Here is a 17,709-nt window from a genome sequence, read left to right on the forward strand (position 1 = left end):
GTCAGAAGATCGCGACGGGGTTGATGGGCGAGCCGACGGCCCCAGTGATGGGCAGAGGTGGCGCGGAGAGGAGGAAGTCCCACCTGCCTCGCTCGACGCAGGACTCGGCGAGCGCGTCGAGGTCCCACATCTCACCGATCGTGAGACCGATGTTGGGGATCACGACCTGGTGCAAGGGCTGGAATGAAGGAACGTCGAATTCGTTCGGTCGCACCTCGAACCCCCAGGTATCGGTCGCGATCGCGGCGATCTCGCTTCGGTGCAGCCAGCCGGCAGTCGTGAGCGAGAGTCCGGCCGAAGGGCCGCCGGCATACTCGCCCCAGCCCTCACGTCGCGCCCGCGCGAGTCGCCCGGTGCGCACGAGCACGATGTCACCCCGACCGATCGTGACATCCTCTGCAGCCGCGCAGGCGTCGAGCTCGGCCGCGCTGATCGCGTATCCGTCCGGCAGCTCGGCCGTGTCGGGCGCGAGGTGTCGGGCGACGTCGAGGAGGACGCCGCGCGAGACGACAATGGATGCCGCGTGCTCGATGCCGGTCACGAGGTCACCTTCACTCGTGACGACGTCTCCCGCTCGCCGGCCGTTCCATGCGAAGCCGTGGTCGAAGATGTGACCGTGCCCATCCCACTGCGTCGAGCACTGCAGCGGCATCGCGATGACGTCGTCGGCTCCGCCGATCCCATGGGGAAAGCCTTGATTGCCGCGCTCCGCGTCGACTCCGGTGTCCGTCATGGTGTGAACCGGGTTGGTCCTGCGGCGCCAGCCCTTCTGCGGGCCGTCGGTGTCGAACGACTGCGCCAGCGAGATCGAGACGCCCTCACGCACGAGAGCAGCCGCTTCGACACGCTTCGCTGCGTCGATGAAGTTCAAGGTGCCGAGAACGTCGTCCGCACCCCATCGACCCCAGTTGCGATACGCCTCGGCGCGCGCGACGACCTCACCCTCGGGATCGGTCCGGTCGATGTCGACCGGGTTCTCGGTCGGCGCGTTCATGGCGCCACACACCGGACGACCTGCGTACCGAGGCCTTCGATCGTTCCCGTCATCACGTCACCGTCGCGGAGGAAGCGCTTCCAGTGCTGGCCGTTGCCCGGGGGGCTCCCGGTCAGCAGCAGGTCGCCGGGCAGCAGCGGCATCGTCTCGCTCGCACCGGAGATGAGCGCAGCGATGCCGAACAGCAGGTCGCTTGTGTGACCGTTCTGCTTGACCTCGCCGTTGAGCTCGAGTGTGACGGCGAGGTCCGCACCGTCGATGAAGGGCGCCGGAACCAGGAACGGCCCTGTGGGCAGGAACCCGGGCGCGTTCTTGGACCGGTACCAGTCGGTGCCGATCTCTTTCATGTCCTTGCGGAAGACCAGATCGCGGGTCGTGATGTCGTTGACGATCGTGTAGCCGGCGACGTGGTCGAGGGCATCCTCGCGGGACACCTGGAAAGCCTCGCGCCCGATCACGACCGCCAGCTCGAGCTCCCAGTCGTGCACCTCGCTGTACGCGGGCAGGACGAGCGGCACGTCGTCGCCGACAACACAGGCGGGCAGCCCGATGAAGAAGTAGGGCTCGCCGTTCGCCGCCCGGTCATCCATCATCTTCGCCGCGAACTCGCGCGCTTCTTCCGGTGTTCGATCGGTGTTCTGAGTGAGTCCGGCCGCAACGAGCTCGATGACGTGCTCGCGGTAGTTGGCGCCCGCCTGCAACACCTGACGCGGCGCCACGGGGGCGGTGAGGGTGACGTCGGCCAGCGGCATCCATCCGTCCGTCCGCTCTGCCGCCGCTGCTACCCGCGCCCAGTCGCCGCCCGCGAGGAACGCGTTCAGGTCGGCCGCGCCGAGTTCGTCGGTGCTGATCGCGCGGATGCGGTCGCCCGCGACGACTCCCAGCGCAACGGAATCGCCGTCGCGGAAGCGCGCGAGGGCGTACGGGGCGGTCAGTCCGGTCGACGTCATCGTCATTCAGTCTCTCTATCGTGGCGACTTCGCGTCACCGTCGGTGCGAGGTGGGGCGTCACGCGAGGCGACGCCCCACCTCCGGTCTCAGCCTCGGCCGTGCTGCGCGTACGGGTTCAGCAGCGCGTCCTTGATCTCGTCGGGCACGCCCTCCTCGGTCGCGCTCGGACCGTCGGCGGCTGGGAACGACTCCGTCATCGACATCGGCATCGCGCCGTTGCGGTAGAAGTTGTTCGAACCCTGCGACGGCTTCCACGTGTTGGCCTCCCAGTCGGGCACGTAGTTGCGGTACCCGCCGGTGTTGAGCTCGATACGCAGCGTCGACGGCTCACGGTAGTAGAGGAAGGTCTGCTCGCCGATGCCGTGGATGTTGGGCCCGTACTCGATCGGGATGCCGTTCTCCATGAGCGTGTCGGCGGCGATGAGCAGCTCCTCGCGCGTGTCCACCCAGAACGCGTAGTGGTTGACGCGGCCGGCGCGAGTCGAGCCGTCGAGGACGACCCCCAGATCGTGCGACTTCTCGTTCGTGGTGAGCACGGAGAACACCGAGATCGGCGCCTCGTCGAGCATCGTCCGTGCCATGAAGCGGAAGCCGAGCACGTCGACGTACCACTTGACGAACGCGTCCACATCCTGGGTGGCGACGGTGACGTGGTCGAGCTGGCGCGGTGCGCCGGCCACTTTCGAGCGCTTTTCGGGACGGTCGGGGTAGATCGATGCGACATGACCAGGTGCCTGGTGGCGGGTGACGTCCCAGTGCAGGGTCATCGAGTGGCCGAACGGCCCTGTGAAGCGGTAGGCGCGACCGATCTTGTGGACGTCGTCGAGCCATTCGCCCTGGATGCCGGATTCTTCGACGCGCCTCGCGGCCTCTTCGAGCGCCTCGGCGCTCGAGGTGCGCCAGGCCATCGTGGCCAGTGCCGGCTCGTCGCCGGGAAGCACCACGAGCGAGTACGCGTAGTAGTCGCCCCAGCAACGCAGATAGACGGCGCCCTCGATGCGATCGACGACGGTGAGCCCGACCTGCTCCTCGTAGAACTTCACGGAGGCCTCGACGTCCGGCGTGGTGACGGCCACATAGGAGAGGTGGGAGAGCAGCTTGATCATCTTCGATCCTTTCGACAAGACAAGCGTGTGGGGTGATCCCGAGATCAACTTTCGCCTGAAGTCGGCATATCCGGGAATCCCATATCGCCTATGTCGAGAATCAGCCGCGTCTATGCCAGGTGGGGACTCAGACGTCCGACCAGCTCGGTGTCCGCAAGGAGTTCGCCCAGGTCGTCCGTGGGACCGGACTCGACCGCCGCGAGCGCACGGCGCACGGCAAGGCGCGCAGAGGACTCGTACCGGTCGGGCGCTGACAGGGTTCCTCGGGTCGTGGACGTGCTGACGCGGGTGCGTCGCTCATCGACCTCGACCTCGGTCAGGACCTCGCCGATGGCGCGGACGCAGAACGACCCACCGCCGGGCGTCGAGGTCACGACGATCGAGAGCGTTGCGGCGGTCCCGTCGGCGGTCTCCAGGAGCGCGAACGCGCCGTCGGCGCTGGCCAGAGCGAGCCTGCCGCCCGACAGGACCCGCAGCCACCCCAACGCCTCGCGCGCGACGATTGGAACGAGCCCCCGCGGCGCCCCACCGTCGGCCACGAGCAGCCGAGGAGCGGTCGAGCCGCCATCGATCGATCGACCGGCCGCGGCATCGAAGGTCGAGTCCGTCCGCAGATGCGGCCTCTCGACGACGACCGGAACCTTCGCCCCCGCCTGCATCCGGCGGATGTCGGCGGCTACCGCGAACGCCGGCGCGGCCACGATGACCGCCGCCGCCCCGGCAGCGACGGCGGCGAGTGCGGCGTCCACCCATCCCGTCCTTCCCGGCACGACCACGATCGAGCCCGCGGGAGTATCCGCGAGCTGCGCGCTCAGGGGCAGTTCGGCGACCGCGGTACGGTATGCCCCGGGCGGGGCGAAGACGGCGGTCATGCGTCCGCTCCGTCGAGGATCAGCGCGGATGCCGCATCCGCCAGAGCGATCGCGTAGCGGGCGTCGTCCAGCAGTTCGTCGTACTCGACCACACTCGAGCCGTTCAACACGGCCGCGAGCGCGCGCCACTCGGCGAGGTAGCCGTCGACGGGGTCGAGCGGGTACCTCGTGCGCTTGCCCGTGGCAGTCATTACGGTCACTTCGGCGCTGCCCGCATGCACGAACGCGGGCGGAAACGACACCGTCACCACGTCGGTGTCGGTGATGACCGTGAGTTCCCACAGCGCATCCGCGCCGTCCGGAAGCATGACCGTGGCGAGCCGCACCGGGATGCCGGACGCCCGGTACCCCACCACGTATCCGATGGGAGCGACCGCGCGGGCGAATACCACCCGTTCGATCGCCGGCGCGAGATCGCGCAGCATCGGCAGGTCGTGCACGGCCAGACCGGTGATCAACTGACGGACGACGGATGCCGCGACCTGCGGAACCGCGAAGTCCGGAGCGCCGCGCGCGGGGGCGGCAGCGGAGCCCGGCAGTTCGGTGACGACATCGTGATACCGCCCGTTGGGCGGGAGTGCCAGCGTCACCGAGAGCGCCTGGACATGGTGACCGCCCGCCATCAAGTGATGTTTGGCCCGCCCCCACGCAGGGTCGTACAAGTGGTTCGTACCGACCAGGAGCACCGTCCCCGCCGCGCGACACGCGTCGATCACGGCCTCCGCGTCCGCCATGGTCGTGGCGAGTGGCTTCTCACAGAGGATCGCGCGCTTGCCCGCCGCGACACTCGCGAGTATCTGAGCCGCGTGCTCAGCGGGAGGACTGCACAGGACGACAGCCACGACCCTCTCGTCCGCGAGCAGTTCCTCGATCCCGGACGACGAGCGGGCACCGATTCGATCGGCGAGCTGCGCGGCCCGGCCGCTTCCCGCATCGGAGATGTGCACGACCTCGAAGTCGTCGCTCAGGCGCGCGAGCGTCGGCAGGTGCAGCGCAGCGACACCTGGGCCTGCTCCGACGATCCCGACTCCGTGGGGCACCATCGCTCCTCATCCGTTGTTTTGCATGAATAGTACCGAAGTATCGAGAAGTGTGACTATTGACGTCGTCAGATGACCCGAAGAAGGCCGATCTTGTGTAAAAATCGACCATGGCCAAGGAGTCCACATTGCGCTTCGGCGCGCAGACCGACGAAGTGACGAGCCTTCTGCGGATCGTCAACATGGTGCGGTCGGGTGAGGCAGTCACTCGACCGGAGATCGGCCGTGTGACCGGCCTCGGCCGAGGAGTCGTCACCCAGCGTGTCGAGCAGGCGATCGAGATGGGCTACCTCGAGGACGGCGAGTTCGGCCCATCGTCCGGTGGCCGCGCTCCCCGCACCTTGCAGTTCCGCGGCGTTCGCGGTCGCATCATCGTGTGCGCCCTGGGCGCTCTGCACATCCACGTCGGAGTGGCGATGCTCGAGGGGGACATCGTGGAGCAGACTCACCGCGCCTGGGACATCTCGCGCGGCCCGGCCGAGACCCTTGACACCGCGCTCGCGATGATCGATGACGTGCTGGCACGCACGCCGGATGTGCCCGTGTGGGGCATCTCGGTGGGCATCCCCGGGCCCGTCGACTTCGCATCCGGCCGCCCGGTCGCGCCGCCGATCATGCCGGGCTGGAACGGGTTCGACATCCGCCGTCGATTCGAGGAGCGGTACGCGGCGCCTGTCTGGGTCGACAACGACGTCAACCTCCTCGCACTGAACGAACGCTCGCGTCGCCACGACGAGCACCTCGACCTGATCTACTGCAAGGTGGGATCGGGAATCGGCGCCGGGCTGCTTTCCCAGGGTCACATCCACCGAGGGGCGAACGGTGCGGCCGGCGACATCGGCCACGTGCGAGTCGCGGGGTCGGACGCCCTGTGCCGGTGCGGCAAGGTCGGATGCCTCGAGGCGGTGGCCGGCGGCTGGGCCCTTGTGCGCGACGCGGAGGCCGCCATCGCCGAGGGCACCACCGGAGCTCTCGCTCAGCGGACGCGCGACGGGGAGCCCCTCACCCCCGAGGCGATCGCCCGCGCGGCCGAGAATGGCGACGCGCTTGCAATCTCTCTCATCCAGCGGTGCGCGCGCGTCGTGGGCGAGTCAATCGCCGCGCTGGTCAACATGTTCAACCCCGGCACGATCGTGATCGGCGGAGCCGTCGTCGGAGCGGGTGAAGTCTTCCTGGCCGAGGTTCGCCAGAGGGTCTACGAGCTCTCGCTGCCGCTCGCGACCCGGGATCTGAGCATCGTGCAGTCGCAGGAAGACCTTCGGGAGCCGCTCCGCGGCGGCGCCGAAATGGTCCGGGAGCAGCTGTTCGATGTGACCTTCCCCCGGTGGTTCGCCGATGGCCGGCCGACGATCGACGGCGTGCACGGGACGAGCTGATACTTCTTCCACTTTTCTACGTAAGCGTGTAGGTTCTCGTCATAAGCCGCTTTTCGATGCGGTCGCCGACACAAGGACGTGCCCATGACGCTGCCCCCGCTGCGCGACGATTCGCTGATCACCTCTCCGGGCGGCGCCGCGGTCCGGATCTCCCTGCCGTGGATCCGCTCGCTGCCCTTGGCCTCGCTGCAGAACCCGATCGTGACGATCGATGGAGCCCGCGCTGAGGACATCACGGTGGTGCTCGACGATCGTCACGTGCCAGCGGCAGAACTGACCGAGGACGACGGGTGGTGGTTTCAGCAGGATCGCCTCACATTGGCCGTGCCTCACGAACTCACTTCCGGAGTCCACGATGTCGCGGTGGAATTCTGGCTGCGTATCCCCTACCTGCAGGTGGGTCCGGACGGCCCGCTCACCCTGCCGTTCCGGGAGGAGCGGCCGCTCGTGCTCGACGCGCCACACGTGTCAGCCGTGGTGGCGACGGATGCCGGGCCAGTCGTCAGCGACGGCTCGCTCCCCGCGGGCTGGGTGCTCACGGCGAGCGCCTTCAACTGGACGCCCGAGATGATCGCTGCTGAGCGGGATGCCGTAGACATCGCGATCGGGATCGTCGAGGACGACCTGGCGGTCGAGATCGAAGCGGAGCCGGGACAGCTGTGGCGCTCGTTCCCTGGACGGGGCGAGGCGGATGCCTCGGCATTCGGCGAGCGCCTGGCCGCGGCGGGTGGGCGTGTCAGCATCCTGGGCGCGAGCATCGACGACTGGTCGCCGCAGGGCACCCGCCGCACGGACGACGAGAGGTTCGCGTTCCTCCTGCCGCAGATCGAGATCGCCCACCAGTTGGGTGCGCGCGGTCTGCGCCTGCCCATCGGGCAGGCGGGCCGCCCCCTGCTCGATCGCGTGCTGCCGATCCTCCACGAGACCGGGCTCACGCTGTTCGAGGAGATCCAGGGTTCGCAGACGCCCGGCTCGCCCCAGGCCGGCTCCGCGATCGACCAGATCGTGGGCATCGACGACCCGCATGTGCGTCTGCTCGTGGACATCTCGATGTTCATGCCTGCCCTCCCCGAGAGCTACCTTCAGCGCCTGCAGGACGGCGGCGTTCCGCCGGAACTCATCGACACGCTGCGGCACAGGTGGCGCGACGCGGCCACCGTGGGCGGGATCGTCGACCTGCTGCGATCCGGCGGGGTGCCGGCATCCGTCCACACGCTGTACATGGACATGCTGGTCAGATTCGGCCGATCGGAGGCGACCGTGATCGCGGACGTGCTGCCCTGGATCGGGGCCTTCCATCTGAAGTTCTGGGACCTCGACGACTCCGACGACCGCGTGAGCGGGCCGATCCGCGAGCTCGGGGCGCTGCTGCGAGGCACCGGCTTCGAGGGAACCCTCTGCAGCGAGTGGGGCGGCCACGAATGGCTCGACGACGACCCGACCGCCATGACCCGAGACCACCTGGCGATGGCCCGCCGCGCACTGAACGGAGCGAGTGCATGACCCTTCTGAACGTCCTGATCCTCTCGGGACACATGACGATCGAGCACGACAACGAGCACCGGAGCTTCCGTCAGCACAACCACTGGCTGACGACCCTGCTCGAAGACACCGGACGGTTCAAGGTCCGGGTCGTCGAAGACCCGCGCGGTCTCGGCGCCGAGATCATCGACAAGTACGACGTCGTGATCGTGGTGTTCGAGGGCCGTGACGGCTACCACGACAAGGCCGTCGGGTTCGGCGCCGAGACGGATGCCGCGCTCCTGCGCTTCGTGCACGACGACGGCAAGGGCATCGTCTGGTTCCACGGCTCCGCGGCGCAGGAGGACTCGTGGGGGTACCCCGAGGAGTACAACGTGATGCGCGGCGCGAAGCTGAGCGCGTACGAGACGGGGCTGCGACCCCGACCCTGGGGCGAGGCGCTTCTGAAGACCGCCGAGCCGCGGCATCCGATCACGGAGGGCATCAACGGGACGTGGACGGTCACGGGCGACGACATCCTCACGGGTGTGCAGCTGTACGAGGGCGCACAGGTGCTGCTCACGACCTTCGACGATCTCGAGGCCTACGAGAACGCGCCGGTGTGGCCGATGTCGCACTATCCCGTCGTCATCCCCGAGGGCGGCATCGCGGCTCTCAACGGCATGAACACCGACCAGCCGATCGCGTGGATCAACGAGTACGGCGCGGGCCGTTCGTTCACGATCACGATCGGACATGACATCGACACCTTCCGGCGCATCGAGTTCATCCGCATGTTCCCGCGGGGCGTCGAATGGGCCGCAACCGGCGAGGTGACCCTCGCCGGCCCGGATCGCCACGGCGAGCGCCGCTTCCTCCCCTGGCCCTATTACAACCACGAGGGATGAGCCGCGCGGCGCGTGCCGTCGCCGACGGGCTGCGTCGCGCCACGCCGTTCAGCGTGGCTGCAGACCGGCTGCTCGGTAGACCTCATCGACGACGCGCATCGTGCCGACGCCGAGTGCCGCTTCCAGCGGGCTGGGCGACCCGTCTCGCAGCACCGCGATCAGGTGCTCGAGCTGCCGCCCATAGCTGTTCTCGCCGTCTGCCGCCTTCTCGCCGATGAGCACGCGGTCGCCCGCGGTGACCCGCAGCTCCGCGCCCCACTGCGGCACGATGACACTCGTGGCCTCCAGGTGGGCGGCCGAACCGGTGACCCGCAGCGACATGCTGCCCCCGTCGTCCCCGATGAACGACGAGCGGACGTGAGCGGGGATGCCGCCGGGGAGCACCAGCACAGCATCCGTCTGCAGGTCGACACGCGGGTCGCCCTCGTACAGCGTCGCGTCAGCCGAGATCACCCCGGGGTCTCCCCACGCCGCGCGCATCAGATCCACGGCGTAGCACCCGACGTCCATGAACGAGCCGCCGCCGAGATCCCCGTCGAGGCGGATGTTGCCGGGCTGCACGACGAAGTGAGGGATGCTGTAGTCGAACTCCACACGCTGCACATCGCCGAGCTCCCCTGAGGCGAGTACCTCCAGCAGCCGGCGGGTGAAGCCGTGCAGCCGGTAGTGGAACCCCACGAACGCCCGACGTCCCGCCGCATCGGCGGCGTCGGCGATCTCCGCCGCCGTCGTGCCGTTCGCCGACAGCGGCTTCTCGCACAGGACGTGCTTGCCTGCCTGCAGCGCCCGCACCGCCCAGTGCGCCTGCACGGTCGACGGCAGCGGGATATAGACGAGGTCGACGTGCGGATCGTTCAGGACCATGTCGTAGTCGCCGGACTCGGGGACCCCGAGCCGCTCGGCCAGGTCACGCGCCCGCTCGGGATCGCGTGCGCCGATCGCGACCACGCGCACGCCGTCCAGCTCTCGCGCGGGCTCGACGATCGCCCGCTCGGCGATGCCCGCGGCTCCGAGGATCCCCATGCCGATCGTGCGATCTGTCATCGTCCGACCTTCATCGCGTGCCCTCGACGATCGGCCGCAGCACCTTCTGCACGTACCAGCCGCTGACCATCGCGCTTTCGGCGGGGTGCGGGCTCTGATCGGACTCGACCACGATCCATCCGGAGTATTCCGACTCTGCCACGGCCTCAGCGAACGCCTCGAAGTCGACGAGGCCCCCCTCATCGGTGGGTTCGAAGAACCAGCGCCCGATCCGGCGGGTGCCACCTTCGGTGCGCACGAACTGCTCCGCATGAGGCGTGAGAGCCTCGACGTCATCGACGGTGTCCCGGGCGTTCTTCAGCTGGATGTGCCGGACGCGGTCAGAATGAGCTCGGAAGAAGTCGACCGGGTTGATTCCCGCCACGGCGAGTTCGGCGGTGTCGAGCGCCAGCCCGACGAACTCGGGATCGGTGGCCGTCAGCAAGCGGTCGATGCTGTCGCCGAGACGGAGGGCCGAGAGGAAGTCCACATGCAGCGCGAGGCGCACCTCATGCCCCGCAATGCGTCGGCCCACCTCGGTCCACAGTCGGGCGAGCGTGCCGATCTGCTCATCGCTCAGCTCACCCGTCTGCCATGCCGAGCCTACCGGACGCACGACGAGCGTGGCGCCGCCCAGCCGGTGCACCGCGTCGGCGAACCAGAGCGCGGTGGCCGCGATCGGTTCGAGCGAGTCGGGATTCAGCGGGTCGGGGCCGCGACCCATCTCGACCTCGAACCCGACGAACGGGTCGTAGACGTAGCTGCTCACAGCCTCGAGAGCGCACTCGGCGAGGAACTCGCGCAGCCCGTCGAGCGATCCGTAGAGTTTCGCGATCTCATCGGGGCTGCCGAACGGCTCCCACGGACCGAAGCTCACCGCGGTCAGCTCGACGCCGCTGAACCCACTGATCGAGATGGTCTTGAACGCACGCTCGTGGTCACGCCGGCGGACGAACGCGTCGATGTTGGTGTCCCACTGATTGAGCGCGTACGCCCAGCGGACGCCGGTCACTTCGCGCCCTCCGCGTAGATGCCGTCGAGTACGTTCTTCGCGTACCACCGCGAGATCGCGGTGCTTTCGGAGTAGTCGCCGCCGATCTTGTCGGCCTTGTCGTGCTCCACGCTGATCCACCCCGAGTAGCCGTGGTCGCGCACCGAACGCATCATGGATTCGAGGTCGACGAGTCCTTCCGCCGTGCCCATCTCGTAGAACCACTTCTCGGTGGTCACCGCCGAGAGCTCAGCATCCGGCCAGAGGCGGTAGTCGTCGTTGGTGTCCTTGGTCCGGGTGTCCTTGAAATGGAAGCCCGTCACGCGCTCGTGGTGGGCTTCGTATACATCCACCGGATCGACATCGGCGATGCAGTGCTGCGCGGTGTCGACGAAGAACTTCACGAACGCCGGGTCGGCGTAGTCGTAGAACGTGTCGATCTGGGCGCGGGTGCGGATGCCGCCGTAGAACTCGTGGTGGCAGGTGAGGTTGACGCCGTACTCCTGCGTGATCTGGCCGACCTTGCCCCAGACCTCCGCCGCGTGCTTGAGTCCTTCGTCAGTGACGCCCACCTCGTCGAAGTACCGCGAACCGGGCATGACGATGATGTTGTCGAGTTGGATGCCGGACCACCTGTCCATCGTGACCCTGAAGTCCTCGAGGATCGTGTCGTGGGTCGCCGGCACTTCTGGGGCATAGCGCTCGGGCGTGTAGTACACGCCGTGGAACGTGTTCACGATGCGCTCGAGGCCCTGCTCCTGCACGAACTCCTGGTAGTTCGCGACGGATCCGTACTGCTCGAGGATCTGCCAGAACCGGAAGTCGAACGTGTCGATCGCGTCGAAGCCGACGGCAGCGACCTGGCGCAGGAAGCGGGTCATCGCGGTCCGGGACTGCCACTGGTCGATCGGGCCCGCCGGACCCTGGCTGCGCCAGTGATCCATGTAGCTCCACTTGACCTTCGGCGATTCGGCCACCGTCTCAACCCTCGGGATGCGTCGAGAAAGCCGCGTCGAACGCGGCGGCGGGAGGAGTGATCTCGGCGAGCTTCCGCACGAACGCCAGCGCTTCGGGAGCCCCGATGAGTCGATCCATGCCTCCGTCCTCCCACTCCACGCTCGTCGGACCCTCGTAGCCGATCGCGTTGAGCGCGCGGAACAGCGGCTCCCACCGCACCGCTCCGTGGCCGGTCGAGACGAACGTCCAGCCGCGGCGCGGATCGGCCCACGGTCGGTGCGACCCGAGCACGCCGTTGCGGCCGTCGAGGTTGGTGATCGACTCCTTCACGTGCACGTGGAAGATGTGCTCGGCGAAGTCCAGGACGAACGCGACGTAGTCCAACTGCTGCCAGACGAAGTGGGACGGGTCGAAGTTGAACCCGAAGCTCTTGCGATGCCCGATCGCCTCGAGCGTGTCCTTCGCGGTCCAGTAGTCGTACGCGATCTCGGACGGGTGCACTTCGAGCGCGAATCGCACGCCGACCTCTTCGAACACATCGAGGATCGGGTTCCATCGATCAGCGAAGTCCCGGTAGCCGCGGGCGATGAACTCGTCGGAGGCCGGCGGGAACATCGCGACGGCCTTCCAGACCGAGGAGCCGGTGAAGCCGACGACCGTCTTCACGCCGAGCTTCGCCGCGAACCGGGCCGTGTCCTTCATGTCCTCGGCGGCGCGCTGACGCACGCCCTCGGGGTCACCGTCGCCCCAGACGCGGTCCGAGAGGATGTCGCGATGCCGCTCGTCGATCGGGTCGTCGCACACCGCCTGGCCGGTGAGGTGGTTCGAGATCGTGTAGACCTTCAGCCCGTTGCGCTCAAGGATGTCGAGCCGTGACTGCACGTAGTCGACATCGTCCCAGCGGGACACGTCGAGGTGATCCCCCCAGCAGGCGATCTCGAGGCCGTCATAGCCCCACTCGCCGGCGAGTCGGGCCACTTCCTCGAAGGGCAGGTCGGCCCACTGGCCGGTGAAGAGGGTGATCGGGCGCGTCATCGCGTTCTCCTTCGGATCGATTTCTCAGACGGCTACGGGGACGCCCGCAGCGGTGACGACCCAGGCGGACTCGTTCGCGCTCGAGCGCTCGACGGCGTCGAGCACGCGCTGCACCGACAATCCTTCGGCGAAGCTCGGGTGGGGGTTGGCGCCCTCGGCGATCGCGGTCACGAGATCGACGACCTGGTGAGTGAAGCCGTGCTCGTAGCCGAGCATGTGCCCGGCGGGCCACCACGCGGCGACGTACGGATGCCGCGCCTCGGTGACGAGGATCTTCGTGAAACCCTGTCGGTCGTCGCGAACTTTGCGGTCATAGAACTGCAGGCTGTTGAGGTCTTCGAGATCGAAGGCGAGCGCGCCCTCGTCACCGGACACCTCGATCGTCAGCGCGTTCTTTCGCCCGGTGGCAAATCGCGTCGCCTCGAAAGAGACGAGGGCCCCGCTCGAAAGCCGCCCGGTGAAGAGAGCGACGTCGTCGACCGTCACCTCGCCGAAGCCCTCTGCGGCGGTTCCCGACAGTCCCGAGCCCGAGCCGAGCAGAGGTCGTTCCTTCACGATCGTTTCGATCGTGCCCGACACTGCGTCGACGGTCTGGCCGGTCACGAACTGAGTCATGTCGATGATGTGGGCTCCGATGTCGCCGAGCGCGCCGGAACCCGCGTGCTCTTTCTGCAGGCGCCACGCGAGCGGCATCGTCGGGTCGACGAGCCAGTCCTGGCGGTAGGCCGCCCGCACCTGCTGCACCGTGCCCACGACTCCCTCGGCGATGAGGTCGCGCAGGAAGGTCACCGCGGGGACGCGACGGTAGGTGAACCCGACCATCGAACGCACCCCGCGCTCCTTCGCGCGTGCCGCCGCTGCCGCCATCGCCTCGGCCTCTTCGACCGTGTTCGCGAGCGGCTTCTCGACCAGCACGTGCTTGCCCGCCTCCAGCGCCGCGATGGCGATCTCGGCATGCGAGTCACCCGGCGTGACGATGTCGATGAGGTCGATGTCATCGCGCGCGATCACGGACCGCCAGTCGGTCGCCGACTCCGCCCAGCCCCACTTCTCGGCGGCCGCGGCGACGGCATCCGCATTCCGGCCCACGATCACGGCCATCTCGACCGCGTCCGGCAGATCGAACATGCGGGGCGCCTGACGCCAGCCGACCGAGTGGGTGGCTCCCATGAAGCCGTACCCGATCATGGCGACCCGAAGGGTCATGCCAGGACGACCTCGCGCTCGACCGGGACGCGATTGGTGACGTACCGACCGGGGCCGCCGTCGACGCCGGGCATGATCTGCATGTACAGAAGGCGCAGCGTCAGCACGACCTCGACGGTGAGCTTCTCGCCGGCCGCAGGGGCGTGGTCCAGCGGGATCACGACCTCCGGCTTGTCGGCGACGAACCAGAGGGTCTCGGACTGCTGGGGCAGCTCCCCGATGCGGTAGCTCGTGTCGTTCAGCACGAAGCGAAGCTCGTCCTTCGGCACCTCGACGCCGTTGACGGATGCTGCGACGTCGTCGACTGCCGACAGCCACAGGCTGCGGTACCAGGGAAGCTGCACCGAGACGGCGATGCCGTCGGCGGTGCGGCGGACGTCCTTCTCGGAGAAGAGGGAATTGTGCGTTGCCATGATCGGTCCCTACTTGAACGTGTCGGCGAAGGTGTCGTGCGCGACCGGCGGCGCCGGCTCGAGCTTCTGCACCGTCGTGGGGCTGTACGGGTGGTTCGTGCTGGGCACGGGTTCGTCGGCAGGCGGCATGAACACGGGCTTGCCGTCGTCGCCGAAGTACATGAGGTCGAGGTCGAACGCGCCCTGGTTCTTCAGGCCGAAGCTGACCCAGTTCTCCTCGAACGGTGCGCGGGCGAGTTCGTAGCAGCGGAACTTCCAGAACTTCCACTCGCCGTCCTGCTTGAGGAAGTCGATCGCGTACTTGCACCAGACCCAGTGGGCCCAGACCTTCTTGCCGAGGACTTCGTCGGGCGAGTACATGTCGGGGAACGCCTCGGCGACCTTCCGGTCGGTCAGGCCCGACTCGGTGCCTGCCATGAGCCAGACGCCCTTGGCCGTCTTGCCGTCGGCGGCGACCTCGATGACCGGGGTCGTCGTGGCGTGCAGGATGAGCTTGCCCTCGGGGCTCGGGCGATCGCGGTGGTAGCGCGTGACGCTCTCCCACGTCGTGTACTGCCCCGCGTTGGTGTAGCGGGCGCGGATGCCTTCGGTGCCCTCGCTCACCCACAGCGGGATGATCTGCTCGTCCTGGAAAGCGTTGTGCAGGTACATGTAGCGGTTGAACAGGTTCTCCACCTGACCGCGGTCCTCGGCCCTCTGGGCTACGGCGCGCACGGCGATGACCTCTTCGCGCAGCGCGGCCAGTTCGGACTGCAGTTCGGCGACGGATGCCGGTGCGATCGTGTCAGACATTCGCGTTCTGCTTCGCGGCGACGGTGTCCTCGATGGCCTTGCGCATGAGGACGTGCTGCTTCTTCACGAGATCGATCGGGTCGGATTCGCCCAGGTCGGAGAACGCGTGGCCCTCCCACTCGCTGGAGAGGTATCCCTGGTACCCACCGTCGACGAACTGCTTCACGATGCGCGGGATGTCCATCGCCGGCTCCTCGCCGTCGGCGCCGATGTCGTAGAACTTGGCGTGCACGTGGAAGATCTGCGGCATGATGTCCAGCCACTCCTCCGGCGGCACCAGACCGTGCATGTTGAAGGCCAGGCGCGTGAACGGGCCGAAGCGCAGGAAATCGACGCCCTCACCGGTCAGGTAGTCCTCGAACTTCTGGTTGCGCACGTACATCGGGGTCGGCTCGTGCCAGATCTCGTCCATGACGGGGAAGTGCTTCTCGTCCATGCCCATCTGACCGAGCGTGCGCAGCAGGGTCGGAGACAGGCTGTGCATCGTGGAGGAGAAGTCGGCCGTGAAGCCGAGCCGCTCCGACTGGAGCTCGTCGTACATCTCGCGCATCTGCAGCACCTGCGGGTCGTTGGGTCCCGACGGCGCGTGGATCTCGTAGCCGAGGTACTGGTCGTACTTCTCTGCCAGGGGGAGGAGGCTGCGCAGCAGCTCCTTGCCGTGGGATCGGATGACCACCTTCTTGAAGCCGAGCGTGTGCGCGGTCTTCAGCTGGCGGGCAAGGAAGTCGTGCTCTTCGTCGGGCGTCATGTCGCGGTCCTTGCGGCGGCCCATGTCGAGGTTCGTGCCCACCGCGCTCGCCTCGAGTCCGTACTTCTCGAGCGAGTCGAACCACAGCTTCACGAATGCGTCGTCGACGTCAGGGTAGGTACGCAGCAGTTGGGCGATGTTGAACTCGACGCCCGGGCCGATGCCCTCTTCCGCGACGGCGGCGATTAGCGTCTCGGGCGTGTACAGCCCGGCCGCGAACTCGCTGGTCATCGAGTAGAGGGTCGTCCCCAGCTTGATGCCGGTTCCTGCGATTCCGTCAGTCATGCTCCTGCTCCTTCTGTCGTCGGCAGCCAAGCGCCGAGCTGTGCTCGCGCCTCCGCCAGATCGGTGATCATGCGCGAGCCGGCGTCGGCAGCGGCCGAGCGCTGCACGGCCTGCTCGGCGCGGATGATGTCGAACGGCGACTCCCAGCTGTTCCAGTGCCAGCCTTCGTACTCGCTCGAGATCGCGCCGTTGTAGCCGTTCTCGACCAGCAGGCGGACGAGATCGCGCACCGGGACCGAGGGCTCCTCGCCGTTCTCATCGATGCCGAAGAACTTGCCGTGCACGTGCTTGATCCACGGCGCGATCGCCAGCCAGTCGTCCACTCGCGCCGGGCCGAACAGCCCGGTGCCGTTGATGCCGAAGTCGATGCCGAGGTCGGGACGCCCATTGCGCGCAGCCAGCCCGATGAACGAGCCGAAGCGCTGCCCGTGCTCGGCCTGATCCGCAGGCGGTCCCTGCTCGTAGTAGGTGTTCCACAGCTCGACGACCTGACCGAGCAGCCCTTCCGACGCACCGCGGCGTCGGTACGACTCGATGAGCGACGGGGCGAATCCGCTGACCGTCGCACCCCAGTCCATCGTGAAGCCGAGGAAGGGGGAGCCCACCTTCTCGAACCGGTCGCGCAGCGCCAGGATGCGCGGGTGCGAGGCGTACTGGTCGGCGTGCACCTCGAGGGCGAGGGTCACCCCATGCTCTTCGGCGATCGGCGCGAGGGCCTCCATCGAGTCGGGTTCGATCGAGATCTGCACCCGCGCGATGGGGAAGCCCAGCTTCGCCGCCGCCTTGATCTGCCGCGTCATGTACGCGATGAGCTCGTCCTGGTTCAACAGGCGATCGCGATGGATGCCGATATCGGCGTTCACGGCGAGCGAGGTCGTGGTGAGGCCGACCTCCTCGACGAGGTCGCGGAACCATGCGGCGTACGCGTCGTCGATCTCGGGGAACCCGCGGAAGCTCGAGAAGCCGATGATCTCCAGGCCCGGGCCGAAGCCCTCGGCGGCCGTCTTCCGGATCAGTCCTTCGAGGTCGTACTCGCGTGCGTGGAACGCGCGGGTGAAGCTGTAGAGCGTGACGCCCTGGATGGGCGAACCGAGGCCGCCGTCCTGAGCCTGTCGAAGGGTCATGCCGCCACCGCCTTCATTGTCTTGGTGTTGGTCTCGTCGATGTGGAGCGTCTCGGTGTCCGAGATGATGATGTACGGGATGTAGAGCGTCAGGCCGACGGTCACCTCGTGCTCGGCATCCGGATCGACCGGAAGGTCGCCCGAGAGCACCGCCGAGTCGGTGGGGAACCACCATTCCTCGGTGTTCGTGCGCAGCTCGTCGAAGCTGAACTCGCGGCCGTTCATGTTCCAGCGCAGCGACTCCGCGGGAGCCTCGACTCCGTCGATGGTGAGCTTCGCGCCGGCGATGCACGATCCCGGGAGCGCGCGATACCAGGGAAGGCGCACTTCGACGGCAGCGCGGGCACCGTGTGTCACGAGCGTTCCCTGCTCGATGATGCGATCGGGGATCACGCGAACCTCCTGGTTCTGGGCCGACGCGGTCGGCC

The 17,709-nt window shown here is 67.7% G+C and carries 18 protein-coding genes; 3 read left to right on the forward strand and 15 right to left on the reverse strand.

All coding sequences use genetic code 11. From position 1 onward, the window contains the following. Position 1: 1 nt before the first annotated feature. The 5 genes from Microterr_RS13230 to Microterr_RS13250 form a co-directional block, all read right to left on the reverse strand. Complete coding sequence (locus Microterr_RS13230) at positions 2–994, reverse strand: cyclase family protein (protein WP_263797452.1); 993 nt, start codon at positions 992–994, stop codon at positions 2–4. Further along, on the reverse strand, positions 991–1,950 hold the full coding sequence (locus Microterr_RS13235; RefSeq protein ID WP_263797450.1) for a fumarylacetoacetate hydrolase family protein: 960 nt from the start codon (positions 1,948–1,950) through the stop codon (positions 991–993). The genes Microterr_RS13230 and Microterr_RS13235 overlap by 4 nt, the downstream gene beginning before the upstream one ends. A gap of 81 nt (positions 1,951–2,031) precedes the next feature. Then, entirely contained in the window at positions 2,032–3,051 is a 1,020-nt protein-coding gene (locus Microterr_RS13240; protein ID WP_263797449.1) for a VOC family protein, read from the reverse strand. A 110-nt stretch (positions 3,052–3,161) separates the two neighbouring features. Then, positions 3,162–3,923, reverse strand: a complete 762-nt coding sequence (locus Microterr_RS13245) for a hypothetical protein (RefSeq protein WP_263797448.1) — start codon at positions 3,921–3,923, stop codon at positions 3,162–3,164. Beyond that, entirely contained in the window at positions 3,920–4,966 is a 1,047-nt protein-coding gene (locus Microterr_RS13250) for a Gfo/Idh/MocA family protein (RefSeq protein WP_263797447.1), read from the reverse strand. The genes Microterr_RS13245 and Microterr_RS13250 overlap by 4 nt, the downstream gene beginning before the upstream one ends. 107 nt (positions 4,967–5,073) lie before the next feature. Between Microterr_RS13250 and Microterr_RS13255 the strand changes: the two genes are divergently transcribed. From Microterr_RS13255 to Microterr_RS13265, 3 genes are all read left to right on the forward strand, one after another. Beyond that, complete coding sequence (locus tag Microterr_RS13255; RefSeq protein WP_263797446.1) at positions 5,074–6,339, forward strand: ROK family protein; 1,266 nt, start codon at positions 5,074–5,076, stop codon at positions 6,337–6,339. Between the two features lie 84 nt (positions 6,340–6,423). Beyond that, positions 6,424–7,842 carry a sugar phosphate isomerase/epimerase gene (locus Microterr_RS13260; RefSeq protein ID WP_263797445.1) on the forward strand — a complete coding sequence of 473 codons (1,419 nt, stop codon included), beginning with the start codon at positions 6,424–6,426 and terminating at the stop codon, positions 7,840–7,842. Then, positions 7,839–8,708, forward strand: a complete 870-nt coding sequence (locus tag Microterr_RS13265) for a ThuA domain-containing protein (protein ID WP_263797443.1) — start codon at positions 7,839–7,841, stop codon at positions 8,706–8,708. Before Microterr_RS13260 ends, Microterr_RS13265 begins: the two co-directional genes overlap by 4 nt. A gap of 48 nt (positions 8,709–8,756) precedes the next feature. Here Microterr_RS13265 and Microterr_RS13270 read toward each other — a convergent pair whose 3' ends face one another. Genes Microterr_RS13270 through Microterr_RS13315 form a run of 10 tightly spaced genes read right to left on the reverse strand, consistent with a single transcriptional unit; the run spans position 8,757 to position 17,674 of the window. Beyond that, on the reverse strand, positions 8,757–9,752 hold the full coding sequence (locus tag Microterr_RS13270; RefSeq protein WP_263797442.1) for a Gfo/Idh/MocA family protein: 996 nt from the start codon (positions 9,750–9,752) through the stop codon (positions 8,757–8,759). 10 nt (positions 9,753–9,762) lie between these two features. Beyond that, positions 9,763–10,743: a sugar phosphate isomerase/epimerase family protein gene (locus Microterr_RS13275; RefSeq protein ID WP_263797441.1), complete on the reverse strand. Its 981-nt coding sequence runs from the start codon at positions 10,741–10,743 to the stop codon at positions 9,763–9,765. Then, positions 10,740–11,699 carry a sugar phosphate isomerase/epimerase family protein gene (locus Microterr_RS13280; protein ID WP_263797440.1) on the reverse strand — a complete coding sequence of 320 codons (960 nt, stop codon included), beginning with the start codon at positions 11,697–11,699 and terminating at the stop codon, positions 10,740–10,742. Before Microterr_RS13280 ends, Microterr_RS13275 begins: the two co-directional genes overlap by 4 nt. A 4-nt stretch (positions 11,700–11,703) precedes the next feature. Next, the gene (locus Microterr_RS13285; RefSeq protein WP_263797439.1) at positions 11,704–12,714 is read right to left on the reverse strand and encodes a sugar phosphate isomerase/epimerase family protein; all 1,011 of its coding nucleotides are present in this window, start codon (positions 12,712–12,714) and stop codon (positions 11,704–11,706) included. A 24-nt stretch (positions 12,715–12,738) separates the two neighbouring features. Then, complete coding sequence (locus Microterr_RS13290) at positions 12,739–13,920, reverse strand: Gfo/Idh/MocA family protein (RefSeq protein ID WP_263797437.1); 1,182 nt, start codon at positions 13,918–13,920, stop codon at positions 12,739–12,741. Then, positions 13,917–14,333, reverse strand: a complete 417-nt coding sequence (locus Microterr_RS13295; protein ID WP_263797436.1) for a C-glycoside deglycosidase beta subunit domain-containing protein — start codon at positions 14,331–14,333, stop codon at positions 13,917–13,919. The genes Microterr_RS13290 and Microterr_RS13295 overlap by 4 nt, the downstream gene beginning before the upstream one ends. 9 nt (positions 14,334–14,342) lie before the next feature. Continuing rightward, positions 14,343–15,125, reverse strand: coding sequence for a nuclear transport factor 2 family protein (locus Microterr_RS13300; RefSeq protein ID WP_263797435.1), 783 nt, complete (start codon positions 15,123–15,125; stop codon positions 14,343–14,345). Further along, positions 15,118–16,158 carry a sugar phosphate isomerase/epimerase family protein gene (locus tag Microterr_RS13305; protein ID WP_263797434.1) on the reverse strand — a complete coding sequence of 347 codons (1,041 nt, stop codon included), beginning with the start codon at positions 16,156–16,158 and terminating at the stop codon, positions 15,118–15,120. The genes Microterr_RS13300 and Microterr_RS13305 overlap by 8 nt, the downstream gene beginning before the upstream one ends. Continuing rightward, positions 16,155–17,282, reverse strand: coding sequence for a sugar phosphate isomerase/epimerase family protein (locus Microterr_RS13310; protein WP_263797433.1), 1,128 nt, complete (start codon positions 17,280–17,282; stop codon positions 16,155–16,157). Before Microterr_RS13310 ends, Microterr_RS13305 begins: the two co-directional genes overlap by 4 nt. Next, complete coding sequence (locus tag Microterr_RS13315) at positions 17,279–17,674, reverse strand: C-glycoside deglycosidase beta subunit domain-containing protein (protein ID WP_263797432.1); 396 nt, start codon at positions 17,672–17,674, stop codon at positions 17,279–17,281. The genes Microterr_RS13310 and Microterr_RS13315 overlap by 4 nt, the downstream gene beginning before the upstream one ends. Between the last annotated feature and the right edge of the window lie 35 nt (positions 17,675–17,709).

The organism is Microbacterium terricola (genome assembly GCF_027943945.1).
Lineage (GTDB): Bacteria > Actinomycetota > Actinomycetes > Actinomycetales > Microbacteriaceae > Microbacterium > Microbacterium terricola.